The sequence below is a fragment of the Catenulispora rubra genome (genome assembly GCF_015356825.1).
GTDB classification, from domain to species: Bacteria; Actinomycetota; Actinomycetes; order Streptomycetales; family Catenulisporaceae; genus Catenulispora; species Catenulispora rubra.
This window is the reverse complement of the sequence record NZ_JAACYW010000283.1, coordinates 1-14,867: the sequence shown is the minus strand read 5'-3', so window position 1 is coordinate 14,867 and position 14,867 is coordinate 1. Positions and strand designations below refer to the sequence as shown.

11 protein-coding genes and 1 pseudogene are annotated in these 14,867 nt (G+C 69.0%); 4 read left to right on the top strand and 8 right to left on the bottom strand.

What is annotated here, in order from left to right; all coding sequences use genetic code 11:
• Positions 1-991: LacI family DNA-binding transcriptional regulator (locus GWK61_RS44125; RefSeq protein ID WP_194918368.1), on the bottom strand; the 991-nt coding region annotated here is incomplete at its 3' end.
• Positions 992-1,026: 35 nt separating this feature from the next.
• A complete protein-coding gene (locus tag GWK61_RS44120; protein ID WP_323748033.1) occupies positions 1,027-3,042 on the bottom strand; it encodes a beta-galactosidase in 2,016 nt (671 codons plus the stop codon).
• A gap of 256 nt (positions 3,043-3,298) precedes the next feature.
• Between GWK61_RS44120 and GWK61_RS44115 the strand changes: the two genes are divergently transcribed.
• A complete protein-coding gene (locus GWK61_RS44115; RefSeq protein ID WP_194918364.1) occupies positions 3,299-3,832 on the top strand; it encodes a hypothetical protein in 534 nt (177 codons plus the stop codon).
• On the opposite strand, the gene GWK61_RS44110 is transcribed toward GWK61_RS44115, so the two are convergent.
• The 4 genes from GWK61_RS44110 to yicI are packed head-to-tail and all read right to left on the bottom strand — an operon-like array spanning position 3,822 to position 9,792.
• Entirely contained in the window at positions 3,822-4,769 is a 948-nt protein-coding gene (locus GWK61_RS44110) for a carbohydrate ABC transporter permease (RefSeq protein WP_194918362.1), read from the bottom strand. The genes GWK61_RS44115 and GWK61_RS44110 overlap by 11 nt on opposite strands.
• Positions 4,766-5,773 carry an ABC transporter permease gene (locus tag GWK61_RS44105; RefSeq protein ID WP_438939817.1) on the bottom strand — a complete coding sequence of 336 codons (1,008 nt, stop codon included), beginning with the start codon at positions 5,771-5,773 and terminating at the stop codon, positions 4,766-4,768. Before GWK61_RS44105 ends, GWK61_RS44110 begins: the two co-directional genes overlap by 4 nt.
• A gap of 2 nt (positions 5,774-5,775) precedes the next feature.
• The gene (locus GWK61_RS44100) at positions 5,776-7,473 is read right to left on the bottom strand and encodes a type 2 periplasmic-binding domain-containing protein (RefSeq protein WP_194918358.1); all 1,698 of its coding nucleotides are present in this window, start codon (positions 7,471-7,473) and stop codon (positions 5,776-5,778) included.
• Positions 7,474-7,524: 51 nt separating this feature from the next.
• The gene (yicI, locus tag GWK61_RS44095) at positions 7,525-9,792 is read right to left on the bottom strand and encodes an alpha-xylosidase (protein ID WP_194918356.1); all 2,268 of its coding nucleotides are present in this window, start codon (positions 9,790-9,792) and stop codon (positions 7,525-7,527) included.
• Positions 9,793-10,019: 227 nt separating this feature from the next.
• On the opposite strand from yicI, the gene GWK61_RS44090 reads away from it, so the two are divergent.
• Positions 10,020-10,985 (top strand): acetylxylan esterase, encoded by a 966-nt coding sequence (locus GWK61_RS44090; protein ID WP_194918347.1) that lies wholly within the window; start codon positions 10,020-10,022, stop codon positions 10,983-10,985.
• Between the two features lie 52 nt (positions 10,986-11,037).
• Here GWK61_RS44090 and GWK61_RS44085 read toward each other — a convergent pair whose 3' ends face one another.
• Positions 11,038-12,735, bottom strand: coding sequence for an ABC transporter substrate-binding protein (locus tag GWK61_RS44085; RefSeq protein WP_194918345.1), 1,698 nt, complete (start codon positions 12,733-12,735; stop codon positions 11,038-11,040).
• Between the two features lie 419 nt (positions 12,736-13,154).
• Here GWK61_RS44085 and GWK61_RS61100 point away from each other — a divergent pair.
• Positions 13,155-13,673 (top strand): annotated as a pseudogene (locus GWK61_RS61100) (alpha-amylase family glycosyl hydrolase); the annotation flags it as partial.
• The gene (locus tag GWK61_RS61095; RefSeq protein ID WP_369125662.1) at positions 13,595-14,077 is read left to right on the top strand and encodes a carbohydrate-binding module family 20 domain-containing protein; all 483 of its coding nucleotides are present in this window, start codon (positions 13,595-13,597) and stop codon (positions 14,075-14,077) included. The pseudogene GWK61_RS61100 and the gene GWK61_RS61095, both read left to right, overlap by 79 nt.
• 39 nt (positions 14,078-14,116) lie before the next feature.
• On the opposite strand, the gene GWK61_RS44075 is transcribed toward GWK61_RS61095, so the two are convergent.
• Positions 14,117-14,767, bottom strand: a complete 651-nt coding sequence (locus GWK61_RS44075; RefSeq protein ID WP_194918343.1) for a LysE family translocator — start codon at positions 14,765-14,767, stop codon at positions 14,117-14,119.
• Positions 14,768-14,867: the final 100 nt, after the last annotated feature.

Sequence of the window (14,867 nt, the reverse complement as noted above, 5' to 3'; positions counted from 1 at the left end):
GCGCCGTACTCTCCCGCACCGCCAACGTCGGAGGCAGCAGCGTCACCCCGGACTTGCCCGCGTCCGGCCCCAGCAGCATCTCGACCGCCTGGCGGCCGAGCTCCTGTGCGGGCACTGGGATCGTCGTCAGTCTGGGCGAGGTCTGGAGCGCCACCGGCTCGTCGGGGCCGATTGCCACTATCGACACCTCCTCCGGGACCGTGCGGCCTGAGGAGCGCAGGAGGCCCAGGAGGGGGGCGATCATCGCCTCGTTCTGGACCACCAGGCCGGTGGTGTCCGGGCGGTCCTCGAAGATGCGGGCCAGGACGCCGGCTGCGCCTTCGAAGGAGGCGTCGCAGGGGCGGTGGACTGCGCGCAGGCCGCGCTTGCGGCACTCCTCCTGGAAGCCGGTCAGGGTGCGCTCGGCGAAGCCGGTGTGGCGGCGGTAGACGCCTTCGCTCTGGCCGATGAATGCGATCTCGCGGTGGCCGAGGTCGGCCAGGTGGTCGGCGGCCATGGCGCCGGCGCCGGCGAAGTCCAGGTCCACGCATGACAGGCCGGTCGGGTCGGCGGGCAGGCCGATCAGGGAGGCGCGGGTGCCCTGGCGGCGCAGGACCTCCACGCGCTCGTCCTCCAGCTCCACATCCATCAGGATCACGCCGTCGGCGAGGCCGCTGCCGGCCACCCGGCGCACGCCGTCGGGGCCCTCGTCGTTGGTGATCAGCAGGACGTCGTGGCCGTACTGGCGCGCGGTGGTGGTGACCGCGATCGCGATCTGCATCATCACCGGCACGTACAGATCCGTGCGCAGCGGCACCACCAGCGCGACGATGTGCGACTTGCTGCTGGCCAGTGCGCGCGCCCCGGCGTTCGGGTGGTACCCGAGTGCGTCGATCGCGGCCTGGACGCGCACCCGCGTGGAGTCCGAGATCGAGCGCTTGCCGCTCAGGACGTAGGAGACCGTGCTCGGCGAGACTCCCGCGTGCTTCGCCACTTCGGCGAGTGTCGCCATCCTCGTTCCCTGGCCCTTCGGATCGGTCATGCCTGTCATTGTGGACTGTCGCGGAGGCCGTCCGAAGCACCGGCGCGGAGCAGGACGCCGTAGCCGGGCAGTTCGAATCCGGCGGGGGCGGTGACGGCAGCGGCAGCCGGGTCGATCGAGACTGGCTCCGCGTTGTGGTTGAGCAGGACGAGGGTGGTGCCGCGACGTACTGCCTCGACTCCGGGAGGCAGGCCGGCGACTACCGGTGAGACTCCGGCGGCACAGGCCGCTGCGGCGAGGATCCGGTCCAGTCCGTCGAGGCTCGGCTGGACGGCGATGTACCAGGCCGCGCCCTCGCCGTGAGCGTTCCGGGTCACCGCGGCCCGGCCGTCCTTGAGCTCGGCGACGACCTGCGCCCCGCGCGGATGCGCCAGCTCGGTCCAGTCGACGACGTCGAACGCGCCGAGCTCCGAGGACTGACATGGCTCTGTCTCGCCGTCGTCCAGCGGATGGAACTCCTCGACGAACACCCCCAGCGCCTCACGCAGCGCAGCGGCCTGATACCCGCCGGGGTGAAGGCGCGTGGTCTCGTCGACGGTCCCGGTCAGGTGCCCGGCGACCAGGCAGCCACCGTCGGCGGCGTACTTAGCGAGGTGTTCGGCGTCGGCGGTGGACAGCACGTGCAGCGCCGGGGCCAGCACCAAGGCATAGCCGCCGAGGCCGTCCCCGACCCGCACGAAGTCCACGGCGATGTTCTGCCGCCACAGCGAAGCGTGCCATTGCTTCACGATCCGCTGGTAGTCGACGCGCTCGGAGGGCTTGCCGCGCCAACCCAGCGCCCAGCGGCTCGGCCAGTCCAGCACGATCGCAGCGCGCGCCGTCACGGTCGTCCCGACCAGGTTCCGCAGGTCGTCGCGTTCGGCCAGTTCGCGGCCGTGTTCGGTGATCTCGCGGAAGCCGCGGGTGTCGGGCCCGGCGTTCGGCAGCATCCCGGCGTGGAACCGCTCGGCTCCGGCCGACGCCTGCCGCCACTGGAAGAACAGGGACGCGTCCGCGCCGCGGGCGATGGCCTGGAGCGAGAACAGGCGCATCCGGCCCGGCTGCTTGTGCTTGTTCACCGGCCGCCAGTTCACCTCCGACGGGGACTGCTCCATCAGCGCCCACGGCCGGCCGCCCGACAGCGAGCGCGCCAGGTCGGCGGCGTAGGCGTGGTCCGCGCCGGCTTCGGGGCCGAGCGCGGGGTCGGGGTAGGAGTCGACGGAGGCGAAGTCGAAGCGTCCGCGCAGGTCCCACTGGTCGACGGCGAAGAAATCGGGGATCAGGTTCGTGGTGATCGGCAGCTCGGGGTTGTGCCGGCGCAGGATCGCCGCTTCGGCGTCGAAGCAGGCGACGAGGGCGTCGGACTGGTAGCGGCTGTAGTCGAGGACCTGCGCGGGGTTGAGCATGTAGGGGGCGGCGCGCGGCGGCTTGATCTCGGGCCAGGCGCCGTAGTGCTGGCTCCAGAAGGCGGTGCCCCAGGCGTGGTTCAGCGCGGCCAGGCCGTCGTCGCCCTCGCCGTAGCGCTCGCGCAGCCAGCGGCGGAAGCCGAACTCGCAGTTGCGGCACCAGCACCAGGGGCCGGGTTCGTTGCCGACGTGCCACATCACGACCGCCGGGTGGTGCGCGTAGCGGGCGGCCAGGTCCTCGACGATCGCGTCGGCCCGCTCCCGGTAGACCGGCGAGGAGGGGCAGTACTGGTTGCGGGAGCCGTAGCCGAGCACGACGCCGTCGGCCATCACCGGCAGGGTGTCGCGGTGCAGGTGGCCCAGCCACGGCGGCGGGGAAGCAGTGGGGGTGGCGAGGATCGCGCTGATTCCGTTGTCCTGCAACAGGTCCAGAACCCGGTCCAGCCACGAGAAGTCGCGCAGGCCCGGCCGCGGCTCGTAGCGTGCCCAGGAGAAGACGCCGACGGTGGCGGTGTTCACGCCGGCCTGCCGCATCAGGGCCATGTCCTCGGCCCACACGTGTTCCGGCCACTGCTCGGGGTTGTAGTCGCCGCCGTACAGGAGCCGACCGCGCGTGGCGTCGTTGAGGTGTGGCACCGGGCGGGCCCTTCCGGGGTCGGAGGCAATCGAAGCGCTTCGATATCCGAAGGTACGGCAGACCGTGGCCATGACACAAGGCCTGTGCGGACTCCGCCATACCCATGACACGCGCACCGGGGATGGAAAACATCGAAGCGCTTCGATGTGAGCAGGGCGACACGGAGCCGCCACCCCTACCGCACCGTCATCAGCACGTGACTGAACCGATATCGCCCGAAGGGAACGCAACCCCCGCCCCCACCGTCGTAAGGGCATGACGAACCGAATCCGCGGCGGCGCGGCAGGCCGGCTCCTCGCCGGTCTCAGCGTGCTGATGTCCAGCACATCCTGCGCGCTGCTGCCGCCGGATTCCAAGGGCGGTCCGCCGACCGTGGTCTGCAACAAGACGCTCAGCCGCAATCCGGCCGGCCCGGTGGTCAACGACGCCACCGAGCACGACATCACCGTCACCGCGTTCACCGAGGAGGACGTGATCATGCTGCGGGTGGCGCCCGGCTGCCACTCCGGGGCGGCCATCGCCATCGAGCCCACCGACGCCGCCGCCATCGTCGACTCCGTGCGCGCCTCAGACGGGCACTACACCGCGGTGGTGCTGCGGCCCCGCCGCGGTTCGTTCGTCGTGCGGGTGACGCGGTCGGCGACGTCGACGTGCGTGGTGACGGTGCAGGGGCTCACCGTGGCGGCCCCGACGTCGTCCTCGTCGTCGACACCATCGACACCATCGTCGCCATCGTCGCCATCGACGTCGTCCTCATCGCGACGCGCCTCGGCGACGGTCACCCCTTGATGGCCCCCGTCAGCATCCCCTTGGCGAAGTGCTTCTGCACGAACGGCGTCAGCACGATGATCGGCACCAGCGACAGCGACACCACGCACATCTGAAGCCCCAGCTGCGAGGCGTTCTGCAGCCCGCCGATCCCGGTCGTCCCCATCCCCGGCATCTGGTTCCCGGAGTACGTGTACTCGTAGATCACCATCGCCAGCGGCCACTTGCGGCTGTCGGGTTCGTACAGCAGCGCGTTGAAGAACGTCCCCCAGTACGTGACCGCGTAGAACATCGTCATCACCGCCAGCACCGGCCGCGACGTCGGGATCACCACCGACCACAGCAGCCGCCACTCGTTCGCGCCGTCCAGGCGCGCGGCCTCGATCATCTCCGCCGCGGTGTTCTGGAAGAACGAGCGGATGATCAGGATGTTGAAGACGTTGACCATCGAGGGCAGGATCATCGCCCACAGGCTGCCGTACAGCTTCAGGTCGCTGACCACCAGGAACGTCGGGATCAGGCCGCCGTTGAAGAACATCGTGACGATCAGCATCATCAGCAGCGGCCGCTGCCCGAGCGAGCGCGGTCGCGACAGGCCGTACGCGCACAGCACGCTGACGAACATCGACAGCGCCGTACCGATCAGCGTCACGAACAGGCTCACATACAGCGCCTGCGACACCGTCCCGCCAGAGAAGATCAGCTGATAGTTCTGCAAGCTCAGCCCGTGCGGCACCAGCACCAGCCCGCCGGCGCTGTTGATCGACCCCTTGGTCGAGAAGCTGGTCAGCACCACGGCCCACACGGGCACGATGACCAGCGCGCAGACGACGGTGAGCACCGTGCCCTTGCTGAACTGCCCGAACCGGGTCGGTGACTCCTCCCAGACCTCGCGTCCCTTGGCGCGCTTGCGCGGGGCGGTGGTGACCGTGCGCGGGGTTTCCGTCAGAGAGCTCATTTGCGATACAACCCGTCCTCACCGAAAGCGTGCGCGAGTCTGTTGGCGCCCAGGATCAAGATCAGCGACAGCACCGCCTTGAACAGCCCCGCCGCGGCCCCGTAGCTGTAGTCGGCGCCCATCGTGGTGGCCGAGCCGAACCCGCCGCCGATGCCGTAGATGTAGGAGTACGTATCAAGCACGTCGGCAGCTCCGGCCCCGACCGCCTGCCGCTGGATCAGCATCTGCTCGAACCCGACGCTCAGCGCGTTGCCAAGGCGCAGGACCAGCATCAGCACCACGATCCCGCGCAGCCCCGGCATCGTGATGTGCCGCATCCGCCGCCAGCGCCCCGCGCCGTCCACCGCCGCCGCCTCGTACAGCGACTGGTCGATGGCGGCCAGCGCGGCCAGGAACACGATCAGCCCCCAGCCCGCCTCCTTCCACACCGCCTGCGCGGTCACCAGGTACTTGAACGTGTGCGGGTCCGTCATGACGTTCCACGACGAGATCCCGTGCTTGTTCAGGAACACGTTCAGCACGCCCGCGCCGCCGAGGAACTCCTGGAAGATCGTGATGACCAGCACGTAGGAGAAGAAGTGCGGCAGGTAGACCACGGCCTGGATGAAGCCGCGGATCTTCGGGCTCAGGATCGTGTTGACCATCAACGCCAGCGCGATCGGGAGCGGGAAGTACAGCACCAGCTGTACGAAGCTGATCACCAGCGTGTTCTCGAACGCGTGCCAGAAGTCCGGGTTGGACACCAGCTGACGGAACTCGTCGAGCCCGACGAAGTCGCTGTGGAGCAGGCCCTGGTAGATGTCGTAGTGCTCGAAGGCGACGATGATGCCGGCCATCGGCAGGTAGTTGAACATCAGGAGCAGCAGCAGCGCGGGGACCGTCATCAGCAGCAGGGACTTGTCCCTGCGCAGCCGTATCCGGAAGGACAACCGCGAACGCGGAGCCGAACGCGATCCCAAACGCGACCGAGAGCGAGACCCGGGCGGCGCCGTTGACGCGCTCATCTCTAGTTCCCCGTGCCGTACTGCTTGGCGATGCCCTCGTAGAAGTCGCGCAGCTGGTTGCCGCCGCTGTTCTGCCAGGTGGTCAACGCCGACTGGTAGTCCGACACGCTCTTGCGCCCCATCCGCACATCGGTGATGACCGCCTCCAGCGCCGTACTCACCTTCGCGGTCTGCGCCGGCTCGCTGACGTTCATCGCGTAGAACATCGGCTTGTAGGCGTGCTGTGCCACGTCGGCCTGCCAGGCCGCGTAATCCTTGGTGATCTGGTTGTAGCCGGAGTTGAAGGTCACCGCCTGGCAGTTGGCCAGCTGGTCCAGGGTGTCGGTGACGTCCTTGTTGCCCTGGTCGGTGAGGATCGGCGCGCCGCCGGTCATCGTGTAGTCGACGCCCTCCTTGCCGTACCGGGCGATCAGGTACTCCGCGCTGCCGAAGGGGGCGGCGAGATAGTTCGCGATCCGCAGCAGCTCCTTGACCTGGGCGTCGCTCAGCTTCTTGTTCAGGTAGGAGAACATGCCGGCGCTGGGATAGAGCGGCATCGACGCGGTGCCGCCGTCGAAGGCGAAGACCTTGAAGGCCTGACGCTCATAGCTGGCACTCGCCGCGACCCCGCTCTGCGAGTCCCCCTTGTTCCACGACCCGCTGCCGTCCCCGGTGATCACGGTCTTGCCGGCCCAGAAGCGGTTCTTGGCCTTCGAGGAGTCCCCGGCCAGCGCGTCGGGATGGATCAGACCGCCCTTGGCCAGGGAGTTGGCGAAGCTCAGCATCTCCAGGAACTCCGGCACCTCGTAGCCGTTGACCAGCTTGCCGCTGCTGTCCCGCTTCCATCCGGTGCGGCCGTTGTTCGCCGGCACGTTGAAGAGCTGGTAGAGGTACATGCCCAGGTCGTCGAACGCGTACTGGCCCTTCGCCGGGACGGTGACCTGCTTGCCGGCCGCCTTGAGCTGGTCCGCGGACTTGATCGCGGAGGCGTCGACACCGGCGGCCTTGAAGAGGTCCGCGCGATAGAACAGCGCGCCCGGGATGGTGGCAGCCGAGGTCCACAGCGGGATGCCGTACAGCTTGCCGTTCCACACAGCCGCCTGCCAGCCGCCGGTCGGGATGGCCGCGAGGTTCGGGTAGTCCAGCACCTTGTCGCCGGCCAGGAACGGTGTCAGGTCCTTGAAATACTTGTCGACGCCCTCGGCGAAGTTCTGGATCGCGGAGACGTTCCAGCCCGGCACGTCCAGCCAGTCCGGGATGTTGCCGGAGGCGAAGCGCGTGGCCAGCATCGTGGCGTAGTTGTTGCCGTCCGAGGGGCTGTCGGTCAGTGTCGCGCCGATGGCCTGGTTCACCGCGGTGTAGTAGCTGTTGCCGGGCGCCGGGACCGAGCCCCAGATCGGCGAGACCGCCTGGTAGGAGCCGCCGTTGCCGACCGCGCCGGTCACGGACTTCGGCGGCGAGGCGGGATAGGACAGGAACGCCGGGTCACTGGCCGAGCCGTTCGCCCCGGAGACCGAGGGGATGTCGGGGGTGACCGCGCTGCTCGCCTTGTAGGTCGGGAGCACCGCCTGCACCGCGCTCTTGGCGGCGACGCCGCTCGCCTTCGTCGCGGCCTTGCCGGAACCGCACGCCGACAGCAGCGGAGCGGCGGCTACCGCGCCGCCGAGAGCTGCGGAGGTCTTGAATATCTGGCGGCGGGAGAAGCCGTTCGAACTCGCCATGGGACCCTCCATATCGAAACGGATGTGCCTGGTTGTGTGAAACGTCGAACCTCACGCGTCAAGGGTCAGCACCACGGTGTCGCCCTCGGCCTGCACGGCCTGCGCCCCGGACAGCTGGACCCGCCAGTCGGGCACGCCGCCGCTGGACGTGACCCGGATCATCGAGCCGGTCCTGGTCGTCGTGAACGTCGCGAGCACCGAGCCGTCCCCGGCCGGGATGGCCGTCGCGACCTCGGCACCGTCGGCGAGTTCGAACACTCGCAGCGTGACGCCCGCGGCGTAGTCGTACTCCGGCCCGTCGTCGACCGCGCCGATCGGGATCACCGACCCCGGCCGCGCCAGCAGCGGGACGCTGTCGAACCCGTGCTGCTCGGCGGCCCAGCGCGGCCCGACGAGCTTGTCCCCCGTGAGCAGGTGCGTCCACGTGCCTTCAGGCACGTAGTAGCGCACCGTCCCGTCGGCGGTGAACACCGGCGCGACGAGCAGGTCGTCGCCGAGCATGTACTGCCGCTCCAGGTGCGTGCACGCCGGATCGTCGGGGAACTCCAGCACCATCGCCCGCATCACCGGCAGGCCGCCGCCGACCGCCTGCTCCGCGCTCTGGAGCAGGTAGGGCATCAGCCGGGCCTTGAGCTTGGTGAAGTGCCGCAGCACGTCCACCGCCTCCTCGTCGAACAGCCAGGGGACGCGGTAGGACTCGTGGCCGTGCAGCCGGCTGTGCGAGGACAGCAGGCCGAAGGCGATCCAGCGCTTGAACACCGCCGGATCCGGCGTGCCCTCGAAGCCGCCGATGTCGTGGCTCCAGTACCCGAAGCCCGACAGGCCCAGCGACAGCCCGCCGCGCAGGCTCTCGGCCATCGCCTCGAACGTCGACTCGCAGTCGCCGCCCCAGTGCACCGGGAACTGCTGCGAGCCGACGGTCGCCGAGCGGGCGAAGACCAGCGCCTCGCCCTCGCCGCGCCGCTTGCGCAGCAGCTCGAAGACGGTCTGGTTGTAGTAGTAGGCGTACAGGTTGTGCACGCGCTCCGGATCGGAGCCGTCGGCGTAGACCACATCGGTCGGGATGCGCTCGCCGAAGTCTGATTTGAAGCAGTCCACGCCCATCTCGACCAGCGCGTCGAGCTTGCCCGCGTACCACTGCCGGGCCTCGGGGTTGGTGAAGTCGACGACCGCCAGGCCGGGCTGCCACAGGTCCCACTGCCACACGTCGCCGTTGGGCCGCCGCAGCAGGTACCCGGCCGCCTTGGCCTCGGCGAACAGCGGCGAGCGCTGGGCTATGTAAGGGTTGATCCACACGCAGATGCGCAGGCCGCGCGCCTTCAGCCGCTCCAGCATCCCGCGCGGATCGGGGAACGTGCGCGGATCCCACTCGAAGTCACACCAGTTGAACTCGCGCATCCAGAACGAGTCGAAGTGGAACACCGACAGCGGCAGGTCGCGCCGCACCATCTCGTCGATGAACGCCCCGACGGTCGCCTCGTCGTAGTCGGTGGTGAACGACGTGGACAGCCACAGTCCGTAGGACCAGGCCGGAACGCGCGGCGGACGGCCGGTCAGCGCGGTGTACTTGCGCAGGATCTCGCGGGGCGTGGGGCCGTAGATGAGGAAGTACTCCAGGCTCTGGCCCTCGACGCTGAACTGGGCCCGCGCCACCGACTCGGAGGCCACCTCGAAGGAGACCCGGCCGGGGTGGTTGACGAACACGCCGTAGCCGGCGTTGGTCAGGAAGAACGGGACGTTCTTGTACGCCTGCTCGCTGGCCGTGCCGCCGTCGGCGTTCCAGCTGTCCACGGACTGGCCGTTCTTCACCAGCGGGCCGAAGCGCTCGCCGAGGCCGTAGACGAACGCGTCGACCGCCAGGTCCAGCTGCTCGCGGACGAAGTGCCCGCCCTCGCCGGTGTCGATCGCGGCCATCGCCTTGGTCCCGCTGCCGGTCAGCCGGCGGCCGTCGGCCAGGAAGTCCAGGCTCCAGCGCGGACCCTTGGCGATCCGGGCGGTCAGCGCGCCGGAGGTGAAGCTCAGCGCGTCGTCGTCCTCGACGATCACCGGGGTCTCGGGCTCCCCCTCCACCAGCACGAAGTCCGGCTTGCGGTCCTGCCCGGCGAAGTGCGTGACGGTCACCCGCACCACGTCCGGCAGCGGCGCGGCGAACGCCACCGTCAGGGCCGGGCCGCGCAGCAGGTCGTCGCGGTCGCGAAAGCGGTAGCAGGGGGCGTGCACGACCAGCGAGTCCGGCCCGATCTGCCCGTCGAGCACCTGGGCGGGATAGGACGCCTGGACGCCCGGCCGCATCATCCAGTAGCCGTCGGTGAACTTCACAGGACCCCCTTCGGGTCTTCAGGTGCGCTCGATCGAAGCGCTTCGATCTAGAGCGCCGACACGACCACCGACCCACCGTCGATGCTTGTCGAACTTGTCGAAGCGCTTCAATGGTTCGACATCGTAAGGGCGTGCCGATGCGCGAAACAACACCTGGCGGAAACTTTGTCGGCGTCAGATGGACACGGCGGTGACAGCGAACGTGTTCGGCAGTAAGTTGCTCGCTCATGGCATTCGTCGACATGACCTTGAAAGAACTCCGCGACTACCTCCCCGCGCGTACCGAGCCCGGCGACTTCGACGCCTTCTGGGCCGCGACCCTCGCCGAGGCGCGCGAGACCGGCCTCGGGGCGCGGTTCGAGCCGGTGGAAACGCGGCTGACCACCGTCGAGGTCGAGGACGTGACCTTCCACGGTTTCGGCGGGCAGCCGGTGAAGGGCTGGCTGGTGCGTCCGGCCGCGGCAACCGGGCCGCTGCCGACCGTCGTCGAGTTCGTCGGCTACGGCGGCGGCCGCGGGCTGCCGCACGAGCGGCTGGTGTGGGCCAGCGCCGGCTACGCGCACCTGACCATGGACACCCGCGGGCAGGGCAGCGCCTGGCAGGTCGGCGACACCCCGGACGACGGACCGGCCGGCAACTCCTTCCCCGGCTTCGCCACACGCGGCGTGCTGGACCGCGACACCTACTACTACCGGCGGCTCTACACCGACGCCGTCCGCGCGATCGAGGCCGCGCGCACGCATCCGGCCGTCGACCCGGCCCGCGTCCTCGTCGCCGGCGGCAGCCAGGGCGGCGGCATCGCGCTGGCCGCCGCCGGCCTGGTCCCCGACCTCGCCGGCGTCGTCACCGACGTGCCGTTCATGCAGCACATCCGGTACGCGACCGAGATCACCGACGACTACCCCTACAAGGAGATCGCCGAGTTCTGCAAGGTCCACCGGGACAAGGTGGAGCGCGTCTTCGACACCATCTCCTACGTCGACGGCACGAACTTCGCGGCGCGCGCCACCGCCCCGGCGCTGTACTCGGTGGCGCTGATGGACGAGGTCTGCCCGCCCTCGACCGTCTTCGCCTCCTTCAACCACTACGCGGGGCCGAAGGAGATCGAGGTATACCCGTACAACGGTCACGAGGGCGGCGGGGCGCATCACGTGGCGCGCGCCTTGGAGTTCGCGCAGTCGGTGAGCGGTTAGCCGGTGTCTCAGCCGTCTGTCGGCCGGTGCCTCAGGTGCCTGCCGGCCGGCCTCAGATGCCTGTCCCGTACTGCTTGACGATGCCGTCGTAGAACGTGCGCAGCGGGTCGCCGGCGTTGGTGACCCAGCTGCTCAGCGCGGTCTGGTAGTCCGCGACGGACTTGCGGCCGTACTTCACGTCGGTGATGACCGACTCCAGCGCCGTGGTGGCCTTCGCGGTCTGCTGCGGCTCGGTGATGTTCATGGCGTAGAACATCGGCTTGTAGGCGTGCTGCGCGGCGTCGGCCTGCCAGGCGGCGTAGTCCTTGGTGATCTGGTTGTAGCCGGAGTTGAAGGTGATCGCCTGGCAGTTGGCGAGCTGGTCGTAGGTGTCGGTGACGATCTTGTTGCCCTCGTCGTTGAGCGCCGGCCCGGCGGAGGTGATGGTGTAGGTGGTGCCTTCCTTGCCGTACCGGGACACCAGGTACTCCTCGGTGCCGAACGGCGCGGCGAGGTAGTTCGCGATCCGTAGCAGCTCCTTGACCTGGGCGTCGGTGAGCTTCTTGTTCAGGTAGGAGAACATGCCGGCGCCGGCGCCGAGCCCGATGGTCGGCGTGCTGCCGTCGAAGGAGAAGACCTTGAAGCCCTGGCGGACGTAGCTCGGGTTGGCCGCGACGCCGCTGAGCGCGTCGGCCTTGTTCCACGCCCCGGTGCCGCCGGCGGAGATGACGCTCTTGCCGGCCCAGAACCGGTTGTCGGCCTTGGAGGCGTCGCCGGACAGCGCGTCGGGGTGCATGTAGCCGCTCTTGGCGAGCTTGCTGGCGAAGGCCAGGTACTCCAGGAACTCGGGCTGCTCGTACTTGCTGATCAGCTTGCCGGTCGAGTCGGCCTTGAAGCCGGTGCCGGTGGTGGCGGAAGTGATGTTGAAGACCTGGAACAGGTAGACGCCGAGGTCGTCGAACGCGTACTGGCCCTTGGCGGTGTTGGTGAGCTCCTTGCCGAGCTCGAAGAGCTTGTCGGCGGAGGTGATGGTCGAGGCGTCGATGCCGACGCTCTTGAAGATGTCGCCGCGGTAGTAGAGCAGGCCGGCGAACAGGCCCGCGGAGGTCCACAGCGGGATGCCGTAGAGCTTGCCGTTCCACACCCCGGCCTGCCAGCCGCCGCTCGGGATCGCCGCGAGGTTCGGGTAGTCCAGGACCTTGTCGCCGGCCAGGTACGGGGTCAGGTCCTTGAAGAACTTGTCGACGCCCTCGGCGAAGTTCTGGATGCCCTGGGTGTTCCAGCCGGGGACGTCCAGCCAGTCCGGGATGTTGCCGGAGGCGAAGCGGGTCGCGAGCATCGTGGCGTAGGTGGTGCCGTCCGACGGGCTGTCGGTCAGGGTCGCGCCGATGGCCTGGTTCACGGCGGTGTAGTAGCTGTTGCCCGCCGGCGGCACCGAGCCCCACAGCGGCGTGACCGCCTGGTAGCTGCCGCCGGAGCCGACCGGGCCGGTCACGGACTTCGCCGGGGTCGCCGGGAACGCCAGGAAGCCCGGGTCGCTGGCCGCGCCGTTGGCTCCGGCCACCGGCGCGATGTCGGGGGTGACCAGGGTCGAGGCCTTGTAGGTCGGCAGGACGGACTTGACCGTGCTGGGCGCCGCGGCGCCACTTTGCTTGACCGCAGCCTTGCCGGAGCCGCACGCCGACAGCAGCGGTGCGGCGGCGATGGCGCCGCCGACGGCCGCGGACGTCCTGAACACCTGGCGGCGGGAGAAGACAGTCGATCTCGCCATGGGACCCTCCATCGAAACGGACGTACCTGAAGTACCTGAATTCGCGGGAACTGTCGAAGCGCTTCAACGTTGCGTTGAGGTTAAGGCAGCTTCAGAGGCGGCACAAGAGTGCGTTGATGCCTGAATCCACTGCTGATCCTCGAACCGGCGGCGATGGCGAGCGTGGCGAAGCGCTTCGACGATCTGTTTCGACTGGTGGCGCATGGAGCGCCGTGCGGACGCGCCCCTTACGTCTCTTGCAATCAGAGCCCTGCGGAGCGCGGTCTCGTGGTGATGACCTGCTGCCGTCGGCAAGATCTCTTGCAAGTTTCGCCCACCCGTCTCCCACCACCACCCGTTAAGGAGACGCTGCGCGTCGCAGTGCTCGATGGTTGACGCAAGAGCGTTGACTCAGTCTCTGGCCTGGCGCACTCTTCGTGATGCGTCTCCAGGTCGAGTGGAACTGGCCCTCGGTCGGCACCGAGTGCGGCACGGTGCTCGGGCCCAAGGGCTACGGCGCGGTGCAGGTCGCGCCGCCGCAGGACTCGATCCGGCTGGCCGGGTCGTCGCATGCCTGGTGGGACGTGTACCAGCCGGTCGGGTACGACCTGAACAGCCGGATGGGCGGCGAGGCGCAGTTCGCCTCGATGGTCTCGGCGTGCCACGCCGCCGGGGTGAAGGTGTACGTGGACGCGGTGTTGAACCACACCGCCGGGTCGAACCAGACCTCCACCGACTCCTACGGCGGGGACTCGTTCAACCCGGCCGCGTACACGTACGCGGCGATCGGGTACACGAGCTCGAACTTCCACTTCGATCCGCCGTGCCCGAACTCGGACCTGAGCATCAAGGACTGGAACAACGTCACGCAGGTGCAGGAGTGCCAGCTGCTGTCGCTGTCGGATCTGTACACCGAGCAGGACTCCGTGCGCGGCAAGCTCGCCGGATACCTGAACAAGCTGGAGGGGTACGGCGTCGACGGCTTCCGGATGGACTCGGCCAAGCACATCGCGCAGGCCGACATGGCCGCGATCCTGGCCCGGACGAACAACACGAACGCCGGGGCGCGGCCGTACGTGTACCAGGAGGTGATGCCCGGCGGGAGCGGGGCGTTGGCCCCGGCGGCGTTCGAGGGGAACGGCAACGTGCTGGGGTTCGACTACGCGTACGGCATCCGCAGCGCGTTCCTCGGGCGGGGTATCCGGTGTGGAGCGCGACGGTGGCGCTGCCGCCGAACACAGCGTTCGAGTACAAGTACATCAAGAAGGATCCGGACGGCACGGTCGAGTGGGAGTCCGGCGGCAACCGGACGTCCAGTACCGGGGCTTCGGGGTCGGTCACGTTGAACGACAGCTGGAAGTAGCAGCTTCCGCAGTCGTGGTCGTGGTCGCGGTCGTCGTGGTCAGCGGGCCTTCGCGGTCGAATGCGAGGGCCCACTCACCGCCGCCGCGACTCCCAGCCCGATGTACACGCACCCGGCCACGATCTGCTGCCGCCGCACCACCTTCGGCCTGCGCAGCAGGCTCTGCGCGACGCCGCCGGCCAAGGCCGCGTAGCAGCAGTCGCTGACGAGCGTGATCGCGACGACGACCGTGCCGAGGACGAGCATCTGCGCGGCGACGGCGCCGTGGCCCTGGTTCACGAACTGCGGCAGGAACGAGAAGATGAACAACGCCGCCTTCGGATTCAGCACGCCGACGACGAGCCCCTGCCCGAACAGGCGCGACAACCGCTGGGGCACCGCCTCCCCCGCCTCCGACGGCACCGACCGGTCCAGCAACCGCCGCACCCCGAGGTAGACGAGGTACGCGGCACCGGCGAACCGGACGACGTCGTACGCGATCTCGGACGTCGTCAGCAGCGCCGACAACCCGAACGCCGCCGCAACGACCAACGCCAGGTTCCCGCACGCAACCCCGAGCCCCGAAGCCACCCCGGCCCGCCGACTCTGATCCACACTCCGCGTCACGATGAACACCACCGCCGGCCCCGGCACCACCGCGAACACCACCGCCGCACCGGCAACAAGCACGAGCTGGGACAACGTCACCATCAGGGGCCCTCCCAAAGCCACTCAGGCGCGGTGAGGGATGCACCGGGCCGCCAGAGCGGCGATTATGCGCGGTTCGGGGGCGGGGAGGCCAGTGATTTTC

What these genes read in the sequence shown, in the direction of transcription:
- GWK61_RS44100 (WP_194918358.1), bottom strand. Translation starts at nt 7,473, where the DNA reads ATGGCGAGTTCGAACGGCTTCTCCCGCCGCCAGATATTCAAGACCTCC.
- GWK61_RS44075 (WP_194918343.1), bottom strand. Translation starts at nt 14,767, where the DNA reads ATGGTGACGTTGTCCCAGCTCGTGCTTGTTGCCGGTGCGGCGGTGGTG.
- GWK61_RS44110 (WP_194918362.1), bottom strand. Translation starts at nt 4,769, where the DNA reads ATGAGCTCTCTGACGGAAACCCCGCGCACGGTCACCACCGCCCCGCGC.
- GWK61_RS44115 (WP_194918364.1), top strand. Translation starts at nt 3,299, where the DNA reads ATGACGAACCGAATCCGCGGCGGCGCGGCAGGCCGGCTCCTCGCCGGT.
- GWK61_RS44105 (WP_438939817.1), bottom strand. Translation starts at nt 5,773, where the DNA reads ATGAGCGCGTCAACGGCGCCGCCCGGGTCTCGCTCTCGGTCGCGTTTG.
- GWK61_RS44090 (WP_194918347.1), top strand. Translation starts at nt 10,020, where the DNA reads ATGGCATTCGTCGACATGACCTTGAAAGAACTCCGCGACTACCTCCCC.
- GWK61_RS44085 (WP_194918345.1), bottom strand. Translation starts at nt 12,735, where the DNA reads ATGGCGAGATCGACTGTCTTCTCCCGCCGCCAGGTGTTCAGGACGTCC.